The following is an 11,763-nucleotide window of genomic DNA, read 5'->3' as shown; positions in this document are numbered from 1 at the left end:
AGTACCACTCATTCGATTATTCAAAATTCAGTTATTCAAAATTGCTGCGTGCCTGTAGCGGTTCGCTTCCTGCAGAAATAAGAGCGCCTGGCTTAGGTAATCTGTAGCGAACACCTCGCTTGGCTCATGCTGGTTGATTTGCAGTACCTTCGTTTTGAAATCGGTTTCAAATGAGAAAATGCCTGTTTGGACGAAGTGCGTGTCGAATTCCTGCAGGATGCTAAGCTGCGTATTGGTGCTCACATTCTTATCAAGCAGAAGCCCTTTGGCTGTGCTGATAAAAGCCGCATAGGCATAGTAAACCGCATCGCCGAAGCGCTTTTCTTCCAGAGCCTCTGCGGCCCACTCCAGCTTCTCATCCGCCTCATACAGTAGCGTGGCCACCAGGTCTATCATCACCCCGGCACACTCGCCTACGCCAATCGCAGGCTGGAAATCATTCTGATGTCCCCAGTCAATGAAGTCATCAGAGGTTAGACTGGTGAGGTCGGCAAGCGGCTTGAGCAGTTGGTAAAAATAATCTTTGCCGTTGCGGTCGTAGTAGGTGTTGAAGCGCTCGCCTTCCAGCTTGTTCGCCTGGTAATCATCCAGCACATAGCGCAGTACCTCTGGCCCTCTTTTGCTCGGCACTTTCAAAAGCTTCTGGGCAATTCTGCCTTCCCCGTTATGCACGGTACCACCGCCTAGAAGCACCTGCAGCGCCGGTACCACACTCTTCCCGCTCTTCAGTGAGGAGCCATGGAAACCGAGATTTGCCATCCCGTGCTGACCACAGGAATTCATGCAGCCACTGATTTTTATTTTGATGTCGGTGTTGAAGAGCATCTCCGGATACTCCTCCACTATCACCCGCTCCAGCACTTTCGTGATGTTGGTGCTGTTCGAAATACCCAGATTACAGGTATCAGTACCGGGACAGGTGGTGATATCAGCCACACTATTGAAGCCCGGCTCGGCAAGCCCCAACTCATCCAGACTGGCAAAGAAGTAGGGCAGCGCCTCTGCCCGCACATACTTCAGCAGCAGGTTCTGCCCCTGCGTGACACGAATCTCATCGGCCGCAAAATCGCGCACCAACGGCACCAATTTACGCGCCGTATCGCTGCTAATATCCCCGATCTGCACTTTGATATAGATGCCGTAATAGCCTTCCTGTTTCTGGCTGAACACATTCGTTTTTAGCCATTTGTTATACTTGTCAGTATCCTCTATCACAAAATCAGGAACCTCCCTGTGAGCCGGAGGAGCCGGATTGAAATCAATGCTTTTATCGATAGCAAATATCTTTGACTTCAACGCTTTGTACTCTTCGTTCACCAAGCGCATCACCTCCTCAAGCCCCAGTTTCGTAATCAGGTACTTGAATCGGGCTTTGTTGCGGTTGTTGCGCTCGCCATAGCGGTCGAAGATGCGCAATACGCCCTCGATAAGAGGAATTACCTTATCTTCTGGCAAGAACTCAAAAGCCGTATGCGCCAACGCCGGCTGTGCTCCCAAACCTCCTCCAATCATCACTTTAAAACCACATTGCCCCTCCACCACCTTCGGTATAAAGCCAAGGTCGTGCATGTAGGACATGGCTGTATCGGAGTCGCTGGAGGAGAAGGACATTTTGAACTTGCGGCCCATTTCCTGGCAGATCGGGTTGCGCAGGAAATAGCGGAAGGTGGCATCCGCATAAGGCGACACATCAAACGGTTCGTTCGGGTCAATGCCTGCTTCCGGCGATGCGGTTACGTTTCGCACTGTGTTGCCGCAGGCTTCGCGCAAGGTGATGTCATCCTGCTCCAGCTTGGCCCACAGTTCCGGTGTTCTGTCCAGGCTTACGAAGTGGATTTGAATGTCCTGGCGTGTGGTCAGGTGCAGGTTGCCGGTTGAATACTCATCCGAAATGTCGGCAATGCGGATTAACTGCTGCGTGCTAAGCTTCCCGAAAGGCAACTTGATGCGCACCATCTGTACGCCTAACTGGCGCTGCCCGTACACGCCGCGCGCCAGGCGCAGGCTCTTGAATTTATCTTCCTGAAGCTTTCCCTCCCGGTAAAGTCGAATCTTCCGCTCCAGTTCGATGATATCTTTTTCAACGAGCGGATTTTCTATTTCGGTTCTAAAACTTTGCATGCTGGTAAAGTATAAAGTGCCCTTTAGGCTATTATTGAAAATGAAATGATGGGAAAGGGTGCCTGGCGCGGCCTGTGTTGACTGCGCTACATAAAGGCGTAAGCAGATACTTACCCTAACAGGCGCGCATGTCCCGAAGCTGCTGCAGACTGCAACAGCAATCGGCAGTACTGGCCTGGCTGAAGAAGGTAGCCACGGCAACAGGAGTCGGAATGGCGGTATAGTTAGGGAGATTGAAAAGTGTGGCTGCTGTCTGCATACTTGTTCTGCTATGCGCCAACACCTGCATAGGTATAGTATGACCTATACTACACTGCAGGAATGGGCGTGAAAAATAAATGAGGGGGCCTGTGCACTACTTGAAAAGCAGTACCATTTCAGACCAGAAAGAGGAGGGTTTCCCTAGCAGGAACAACAGCAACAACACTTCGCGGCACTAGCAGAGATGCCGTACGAAGTAAAACGGTATCGGAAAGGCGCGCTTCCGGATGCAGAGGTTGGCTGTGTTAAGTTCATGGTTTTGTAATTTATATTTTCCCTTTGTTGGGCAGGATGTGGCACCTTTCCAAAGCGGATGGTTGCCAGAGGGTCACAGAGCCTGTTCTCTCGCCTCTTCGTCTATAAATCTCTTGCAGATTGCAACAGTATTCGCTGCAAATGTACTCAAGAAAAACAAAAAAGATACAGCAGCAGCATCTTTTTTGAAAATTACGGCATTAGCGGTGCCGCATCGTTGCCATACTTACACCGCCTGCTCCTGTCCCCGCACCCGCCGTCGCGGCATAAATCCCTGGGCAATTCTTCGCTTTGCCGACCAAGCTGCTATTTTCCCCTACCAACGCCTTATCGGTTTACTTAGGCTATTCATATAGAAATGCAGTGCCTTTGTATATTCTGTTTTAGCAGCCGGAAAAAGCAGCTTTACTTTGTTGCCTAAAGAGATTAAAAGAACTGCAGATGAACGATTTTACCCATACCATTCACAACGAAACACAACACTTCCTGTCCCTATAAAACTATGAAGAAAAATATACTTTTAATCTTGCTTGGCCTTAGCACTACCGCTGTGCTGGCTCAGGCGCCACAGCAGTCGCGGCCAACCCAACAGGCCGCCATACCTGGCACTACCGCCCCTAAAGGCAATGCCACCATCAGCGGCACCGTAGTGGATGCCGAAACAAAGCAACCCGTCGAGTTTGCGACGGTGGCCCTCATCAACCTTAGCACCGGCAAGCCGATTGACGGAGCCATGGTAGACGACAAAGGCCGCTTCACGATACAGAAAGTGGCCGCCGGCCAGTACAAGCTCAATATTTCATTTCTGGGTTACCAGCTGCAGACCGTAGAAAACGTGACAGTAGCCGCCGACAACTCCCAGGTAAACGTAGGAACCGTATCCCTGGCCTCTGATACACAGAAGCTGAGCGAGGTGGTGATTACGGGTGAGAAGCCACTGGTGGAGGAGAAAATAGACCGCACCGTATACAATGCCGAAAAAGACATCACCAATGCCGGTGGCAACGCCGCTGACGTGCTGCAGAAAGTGCCTTCCTTAAGTGTGGACACCGACGGTAACGTGCAGCTGCGCGGCAGCGGCAACGTGCGCGTGCTCATCAACAACAAGCCTTCCTCCATTATGGCGGGTAGCGTGGCTGATGCCCTAAAGCAGATCCCGGCCGATATGATCAAGTCGGTGGAGGTAATCACCAGCCCATCGGCTAAGTATGATGCCGAGGGAACCGCCGGTATCATCAACATCATCACGAAAAAAGACAGCGGCCTGGAGGGCGTAAACGGCTCTGTGAGCGCCACCGTGGGCACACGCAACAGCAACGGCAACGCCAGTGTGAATGTGCGCCGCGGTAAGCTGGGTATCAATGCCAGCGCCAGCACCTTCCAGTTCTATAACCACGGCGACATGAGCAATGTCACCGTCTTCAACGCGCCAGAGGCATCACGTACCATTCGCTCACAGTTTGGGGAGACCGATATCCGGGGCGGCTTTATGAACGGCCAGTTGGGATTTGATTACGAGATATCAGCCAAGAACAGCCTATCAGGAAGTATACGCAAGAACGGTGGCGCATTTAAAATGGAGAACGACCAGCGCCAGTTCTTAACTGTAGGTGGGGAGGAACAACCGCTACAGTCGTTTTACACAGACATTGAAAACCGCAACAAGCGCCAGGGCACAGACATCAACCTGGACTTTGTGCATACCTTCGGCAAGGAGGGGCAGGAGCTAGCGCTTCTCTCGCAGTACACCACCACCAACACCGATACCCGCAACTACCAGGACCGCTACGACCAGGGCGAAGATCCGTTCTTCCTGCAGCGCAACCAGAACGACGGCGGCAACGACGAACTTACGTTTCAGGCAGACTACATCCATCCTTTCAAAAACAAAACCACCTTGGAGTTGGGTGCCAAGAGCATTTTCCGTGGCGTGAGCAGCGATGGTATTTACCGCGACATTTTTAACGATAGCCCGGAAGAAAGCAGCACCCTGAACTTTGACTATTCGCAGGATGTGTACGCCTCTTACTTTACCTATGGCTTTGCCATCAAAAAGAAGCTGAACGTGAAACTGGGCGGACGTGTGGAGCAGACTGAGATTGACGGGGACTACTTCCGCATAAAAGAGGACGGCACCGAAGAGACCTCGGACATCTCTGACAGCTACAACAACCTAATCCCAAGTATAGCCTTGTCTTATACTTTAAAAGAGAAGCACACGCTGAAGGCAAACTTCACGCAGCGCATCCAGCGCCCGTCGCTGTTCTTCCTGAACCCGTTTGACCAGGAGCAGGCGCCAGGCACTGTGGTGCGTGGCAACCCGTTTCTTGATGCGGAACTAACGAACCTCTACGAGTTGGGCTACAGCACCTACTTCAAAACCTCGTCTATCAGCACCTCCTTCTACATGCGCGAAACAGACAACGCGATCGAGACCGTGCCTGGCGTAGAAGGCAACACCACCGTGCTGAGCTTTGCCAACGTAGCGCAGAACAAAACCTACGGCGGCAGCATCTTCGGATCGGTAAAGCCTGTGAAAGCGTGGACGGTGAGCGGCAGCTCCAACATCTACTTTGTGGACCTGAAGAGTGCCCTGTATGAAAACAGCGGCTGGATGTACAACATCAACGCCAACTCCTCCTACGACTTCGGAAAAGGCTATAGTGCGCAGTTCAACGGTGGTTTTAACTCCCGCCGCATTCAGTTGCAGGGTAGCTTTGCCGCTTTCTCCTACCACACGCTGGCCTTCAAGAAAGAGCTGTTTGATGGCAAGGGCGGCATCAGCCTGGGCCTTGACAACCCGTTCCGCAAGAGCATGAAGATGAAGAACGACGTGGAGGCGATCGATTTCACGCAGCGCATCCGCATCAATAACTACAACCGCGGCGCCCGTGTTTCCGTTGATTACCGCTTCGGTAAAATGGAGAAATCAAAGCCATCGCGCCGCAAGCGCAGCATCCGCAACGACGACACCAAGCAAGGTGACGGCAACGGTGCCGGTGGCGTTCAATAAAGAAGACACACTACCTGGTTCTATCCACTACTTAATGGCAAAGGCCTCACCTCCCCCGGGTGAGGCCTTCTGTTTTTGAAAATAGAGGGTTTAAAAGGTATTATATACTTCATCTACCTGTGGCAATCTTACTCCTGGTTAGCAGCAAGAGTCTTAATTTTCATCGCTCCTTGTAGAGAGAGTTATGGTGAAGTATAGCTGCAAGCCTACTACCCTTGCAGCTATACTTCATCCCATAAAGATGAAAACTTTGCCGCAGAGTGGCCGGTTTTACGTAATCTTGCAGCCTATAGCTTTTTCTTTATGCCGACGAACATTTTCAAGAACGACACGCCCCGCAACTGGATCATTCGCTATGCCTTCTTCTTTCTCGGGCTGATTTGCTTTGGCCTGGGCATTGGCATCTCCGTGAAGGTAAAGCACCTGGGCCTGCACCCCTGGGACGTGCTGAACGTGGCTTTCGCGCAGCGGTTCGGCCTAAGCATCGGCACCTGGAGCGTGATCATTGGGCTTGTGCTGATCATCATCGCGCTGTTTATCAACCGGAAATACATTAACATCGGCACCTTCCTGAATGCGCTGCTGATTGGGCCTATACTTGATTTTTTCCTATGGACGAATGTGCTGCCGGAGCCAACCTATACCTGGGTGGATTACGTGTGGCTGCTGATCGGAATATTGATTGTGGGTATTGGTGGTGGCCTGTATGTGGCAGGCGGCATTGGGGCTGGCCCGCGTGATGGCTTTATGCTCACCATCTCCGACCGCACGGGCTTTTCGGTGAGCAAAGCACGAATTGTGGTGGAGTGTATCGTGCTGCTGATCGGCTACTTGCTGGGTGGCCCGGTGGGGATTGTTACGTTTTTCTACACGTTTATTTTAAGTCCGGTATTCCAGGTTTCGCTGAAGCTATTCGCGCACCTGCGGCATGTGCTAAGTGAACCAAACCCGCGTGAGGCACGGGCATAGCAAAAAGAAAGGCAGCTGGGGGCTGCCTTTCTTTTTATACTTGTCTATACTTGTTAAGACTTCAGCGTCTCGTACAGTTTTTTAGACTTTACGTGCAGCGAGAACCAATCATAATTGCTTTTCAGCATGTTAAAATTGCTTCCTTCTACTACACCGTTTACGCCTTTCTTAGCCAGTGCTTCGGCAATTACCTCATCCTCAATCACAAAGGAATCCACTACCAACCCCCCATTTACGAAAGAGCAGGCCAGGCCTTGGCCATCATTTTTGTAAAGCAACGTATGGCTGCTTTTTAGTCCGTTTTCGATTCTTTCCAGTTCTTTCATTTTGCTTATACTTCTACAGAACACACATTATTTTCTATCCAAAAGTTCAAACTAAAGACAGAAAAACACAAACGTATAAAAATCACAAGTAAAACACATTCATCTGGGGGTGAATGGCGAGATTTACGCTGATACGCTTTCTGAAAACTTAGTTTAAATGTTTGTCAAACCAGAAATTGAGCTTGACACGTGGCAAAACAGTGGGTGCTGTCTATATAGTATACATCATATTTACTTGAAAGGTTCCTGCATAAAAGAAACTTTTAATATTCTTTTTACAATAAGATTGTCATGATTTTCACTTTGGAGCATTAAGTATCTGAGTTGGCTCACGCAGCCGCCGCACAGTCAGTTTAAATTGCAACCTTACACTAGAGAGAAGAGCCAGAATAGAACTCCTGTTTCCGCTTTTACAGGTAAGGCACGAGGAACGCTCAAAAATTTAATTGCACATTTTGCGGAAGGTTTCGCGCGCTATCAACCTTCTCTTTTACCAGACGTAAAAAGCTACAGTAATAGCAGCATCGCTATATAGCACTTTGTGCCCTATGTTAAGATAGAGCTCCCTACGCCGCACTAGCGCGTATAGAAGATCCTTATCGAGGCGCGTGCAGCAAATTTCACCCGAAAATACTTAACCTAGCATTACCGTGTACCAGGCAGATATCTACGCTACTAAAACCTTCCTGATGGAGGTACTCGAGCGCACCACCACACCCGAAGGCATAAAATGGCTCGTGCAGAAAATGAAGCTGGTGGAGGATGAAAACGCCAAACCAAAAGAGCTTTACCTGGCTTTTAGCGCAGCTTCCCGCTTTATCGGTAAAGCGCCCCTGCAACTCACGCCGCACGACGCGGAAATGGCCGATATCATCCGGCCCGGTTTTGACCCCAGCCGTTGGACCGCTGCTCAGGCCGCCCGCACCTTGCTGATCCTCTCCATGCCGTACCAGGATGGAGAGGCGTTCCGGCAGCAACTCGAGACGCTTTTTAACACCGCAGACATGGGCGAACTGGTGGCGCTGTATGCGGGCCTGCCGCTGCTGCCTCACCCTGAGCTATTCCGCGAGCGTGCCGCCGAGGGCTTCCGTACCAACATGGGCGATGTGTTTGAGGCGGTGGCGCTGGACAACCCCTACCCTGCCGACTACATGCACGAGGACGCCTGGAACAACATGGTGCTGAAGACGCTCTTTGTTGGAAAGCCAGTGTTTCGCATTTATGGCATTGAAAAGAGACGAAACGCCAAGCTGGCCCGTATCCTCTCTGATTACGCCCACGAGCGCTGGGCTGCCGGCAGGCCCGTTTCTCCCGAACTGTGGCGCCCGGTTGGGCCCTTTATTGATGAGGCCATTCTCAAGGACATTAAAAAGCTGTTCGCGCAGCCCAGCGAGCTGGAGCAGGAGGCGGCCGCGCTGGCCTGCGCCCAAAGCAGCAACCAGCAGGCAAAAGAGCTGCTAAGCGCCCATCCGCAACTTAAATCCCGCGTAGAGAACGGAGAAATTACCTGGCGCCTCATCGGCGATAAAAACCTGCAGCTTTCTTGAAATTAAACCTCCGGGCTTGGCACTTGTTGGACTATAACATATCATTTCAGCCAATAAGTTTTTAAATTCACACCTACACGAGTATCAAAGAGGTCTCCAACTATAACCCTTACTATATGAACACGCACAACCTGATGCTGATCGACCCGCATATCCATATGACTTCCCGCACAACGGATGATTATGAGCGGATGCAAAAGGCAGGCATTGTGGCCATAATCGAACCAGCATTCTGGCTAGGGCAGCCCCGCACTGAGGCCGGCTCCTTTAAAGATTATTTCAGCAGCCTTGTTGGCTGGGAGCGCTTTCGTGCCAGCCAGTTCGGCATCAAGCACTACTGCACCATCGGTCTAAACTCCAAGGAAGCCAATAACGAGGCGCTGGCAGAGCAGGTGATGGAACTGCTGCCGCTTTTCGTTTGCAAAGAGGGCGTGGTTGGCGTGGGCGAGATCGGGTACGACGACCAGACGCCTACAGAAGACAAGTATTTCAGGGCACAGCTGGAGCTTGCCAAGGAAGTAAACATGCCGGTGCAGGTACACACACCGCACCGCGACAAGAAAGCCGGGACCATTAAAAGTATGGAGGTATGCCTGGAACACGGCATTGCGCCCGACATGGTGGTGATCGACCACAACAACGAGGAAACGGTGAAGGATGTGCTGGACAGGGGCTTTTGGGCCGCCTTTACCATTTACCCGAACTCCAAAATGGGCAACGAACGCATGGTGGAGATCGTGAAGCAGTATGGCTCAGAGCGCATCATCGTCAACTCTTCTGCCGACTGGGGCGTGAGCGATCCGCTCTCGGTACCAAAAACCGCTTCGCTGATGCTCGAGCGCGGGATAAGTATAGAGGATGTGCGCAAAGTATGTTATCAGAATGCCCTCGACTCATTTGGCAAAAGCGGCCAGATGCATGAGTCGGATTGGCTGAAAGGCACACAGGTAGACCAGCGCGAGAAGTTCTCAGACAACTCGGTGCTGCGTGGCGGCCAAACGCCAGTCGTGGGTGAAGTTAAAGCCACCGACAGCCTGGACTCAAACATTGTACGCTAAAAAATGAGTACAGTAGGAGCTTACGTACGCCTGATGCGCCCAGCTAACATTGTGACCGCCATTGCGGATATTATGTTAGGTTTCGCCGCATCAGGTGCTTTGCTTTCACGCAGCCTGTGGGAGAATGGATTTGAGGCCGCACACTTGCAGCCGCTCGGCTGGCTGGTGCTGGCCACTATCGGGTTGTACGGCGGCGGCGTAGTGTTTAATGATGTATTTGATGCAGACCTCGACAGAGTGGAACGTCCAGAGCGGCCTATTCCGAGTGGCAAGGCTTCATTGGCAGGGGCAACTATACTTGGACTGGTGTTGCTGATTGGCGGCATTCTGGCTGCCTGGCAGGTATCGGATGTAAGTGCCCTTATCGCACTGGCTGTTGCCCTGCTCGCCCTGCTCTACGACTGGAAAGGCAAGCATCATACTTTCCTAGGCCCGATAAACATGGGCTCTTGTCGGGGTGGCAATCTGCTTTTAGGAGTGAGTGCCATTCCCGCCGCTTTAGATGATTTGTGGTTCATTGCCTTGATTCCTATCATCTATATTGCTGCCATTACCATGGTGAGTCGTGGGGAAGTGCATGGTGGGAACACAGCCGCGTTGAAAGGAGCCGTGCTGATGTATGGCATTGTGTTTGCCGGAATTATGAGCCTGGCGCTGCTGCCGCAGTTTAACCTGCTTTACACGCTGCCCTTCCTGCTGCTGTTTGCCTGGCTTATTTTCCCGCCGCTCTTTAAGGCCATGCCCACTAAGGAACCAAAGCTTATCATTAAGGCCGTGAAAGCGGGTATTCTGGCCCTGATCGTGATGAATGCAAGTATAGCCGCTGGTTTTGCAGGCTGGCAATACGGCCTGATCGTGCTGCTGCTTCTACCCGTATCCATCTACATCGCCAGGCGTTTCGCTGTAACCTAACGGGGCGCTAGATATTAGATTTTAGATGCTAGGCTTCTACAGTTCTTAGTCCCTCATTTAATATTAACATTCAGTCATTCAAAAGTCAGTTATTCAAACTAAAATTACCCCGGGTATGAAGACGATAGAACAGAATTTTGCAGTACCGTTCCGGTATGGGGTATACTTTACAGAAGGGCTTTTTCAGCCGGAGAATACCATGCTCACAGATGTGCTGGCACAGGATAACTCCGCCAGTTGCCGTAAGGTGTTGTTTGTAATAGACAGCGGCGTGGCTGAGGCCAGCCCGGGTTTGCTGGAGCAAATCAATTCCTATACTTCGGCACATGCCCAGGCGCTGCAACAGGTAGCGGAGCCGCTTATACTTCCGGGGGGCGAGGATTCCAAAAACGACCCGGAACACCTGCAAACCATACTTGCGGGTATTAACCAGTTTGGCGTGTGCCGGCATTCCTACCTGATCGCCATCGGTGGCGGTGCCCTGCTCGATCTGGCTGGCTTTGCCGCTGCTATCGCGCATCGCGGCATACGCCTTGTGCGCATTCCAACAACCGTGCTTTCGCAAAATGATTCTGGAGTTGGCGTGAAAAACAGCATCAACGCCTTCGGCAAAAAGAACTTCTTGGGCACCTTTGCGCCGCCCTTCGCCGTAATCAACGATAGCAACTTTCTGCTTACACTCGAAGACCGCGACTGGCGCTCCGGCATTTCGGAGGCCATCAAGGTAGCACTGATCAAAGACGAAGCCTTTTACCAAAGTATAAAACAAGACGCCCGGAAGCTGGCACAGCGCGACATGGCGACCATGCAACAGCTGATTCACCGTTGCGCCGAGCTACACGTGGAGCATATCGGCGGCCTTGATCCGTTCGAGATGGGCTCTTCGCGGCCACTGGATTTTGGGCATTGGGCAGCGCACAAACTGGAGCAACTCACCAAGTATAGCCTGCGCCACGGCGAGGCAGTGGCCATTGGCATCGCGCTGGATGTAACTTACTCCTGGCTACAGGGCATGATAAATGCACCGGAACACGACGAAATACTGGCGCTACTGCAGGAACTGGGATTTAACCTCTTTGTGCCGGAACTGGTGCAGCAGGGGGAAGACGGGCAGCTGTCTGTGATCCGCGGCTTAACAGAATTCAGGGAGCACCTGGGCGGGCAGCTGACCATTATGCTGCTGTCGCGCATCGGCACAGGCGTGGAAGTGCACCACATGAATCCGGAACTGGTAGAACAGGCGATTCGCTTCCTCCAGAAAAAACAGCAACCCCATACCCAGCCGCAAGTATAATACAGGA

9 protein-coding genes and 1 riboswitch are annotated in these 11,763 nt (G+C 51.7%); of the genes, 6 read left to right on the top strand and 3 right to left on the bottom strand.

Translation table 11 applies throughout. The annotated features are described in order from the left end of the window. Positions 1 to 27: 27 nt before the first annotated feature. Positions 28 to 2,121: a HEPN domain-containing protein gene (locus tag A0W33_RS15010; protein ID WP_068838943.1), complete on the bottom strand. Its 2,094-nt coding sequence runs from the start codon at positions 2,119 to 2,121 to the stop codon at positions 28 to 30. Between the two features lie 115 nt (positions 2,122 to 2,236). Next, entirely contained in the window at positions 2,237 to 2,380 is a 144-nt protein-coding gene (locus A0W33_RS20960; protein ID WP_157578059.1) for a hypothetical protein, read from the bottom strand. Between the two features lie 265 nt (positions 2,381 to 2,645). Next, a riboswitch (SAM riboswitch) is annotated at positions 2,646 to 2,748 on the bottom strand. 391 nt (positions 2,749 to 3,139) lie between these two features. On the opposite strand from A0W33_RS20960, the gene A0W33_RS15005 reads away from it, so the two are divergent. Next, a complete protein-coding gene (locus A0W33_RS15005) occupies positions 3,140 to 5,650 on the top strand; it encodes a TonB-dependent receptor domain-containing protein (protein ID WP_068838942.1) in 2,511 nt (836 codons plus the stop codon). 303 nt (positions 5,651 to 5,953) lie between these two features. Then, complete coding sequence (locus tag A0W33_RS15000) at positions 5,954 to 6,619, top strand: YczE/YyaS/YitT family protein (protein ID WP_068838941.1); 666 nt, start codon at positions 5,954 to 5,956, stop codon at positions 6,617 to 6,619. A gap of 53 nt (positions 6,620 to 6,672) precedes the next feature. On the opposite strand, the gene A0W33_RS14995 is transcribed toward A0W33_RS15000, so the two are convergent. Beyond that, positions 6,673 to 6,945, bottom strand: coding sequence for a hypothetical protein (locus A0W33_RS14995; protein WP_068838940.1), 273 nt, complete (start codon positions 6,943 to 6,945; stop codon positions 6,673 to 6,675). Positions 6,946 to 7,595: 650 nt separating this feature from the next. Between A0W33_RS14995 and A0W33_RS14990 the strand changes: the two genes are divergently transcribed. From A0W33_RS14990 to A0W33_RS14975, 4 genes are all read left to right on the top strand, one after another. After that, entirely contained in the window at positions 7,596 to 8,492 is an 897-nt protein-coding gene (locus A0W33_RS14990; protein WP_082815255.1) for an EboA domain-containing protein, read from the top strand. A gap of 116 nt (positions 8,493 to 8,608) precedes the next feature. After that, positions 8,609 to 9,550 (top strand): TatD family hydrolase, encoded by a 942-nt coding sequence (locus A0W33_RS14985; protein WP_068838939.1) that lies wholly within the window; start codon positions 8,609 to 8,611, stop codon positions 9,548 to 9,550. 3 nt (positions 9,551 to 9,553) lie between these two features. Next, positions 9,554 to 10,462, top strand: a complete 909-nt coding sequence (gene eboC / locus A0W33_RS14980; RefSeq protein ID WP_068838938.1) for a UbiA-like protein EboC — start codon at positions 9,554 to 9,556, stop codon at positions 10,460 to 10,462. 115 nt (positions 10,463 to 10,577) lie between these two features. Next, the gene (locus tag A0W33_RS14975) at positions 10,578 to 11,756 is read left to right on the top strand and encodes a 3-dehydroquinate synthase (protein WP_068838937.1); all 1,179 of its coding nucleotides are present in this window, start codon (positions 10,578 to 10,580) and stop codon (positions 11,754 to 11,756) included. The last annotated feature ends 7 nt before the right edge of the window (positions 11,757 to 11,763 follow it).

Source organism: Pontibacter akesuensis, assembly GCF_001611675.1.
GTDB classification, from domain to species: Bacteria; Bacteroidota; Bacteroidia; order Cytophagales; family Hymenobacteraceae; genus Pontibacter; species Pontibacter akesuensis.
Note: the sequence above shows the minus strand (reverse complement) of the source record. Positions and strands in the feature narration are given on the sequence as shown.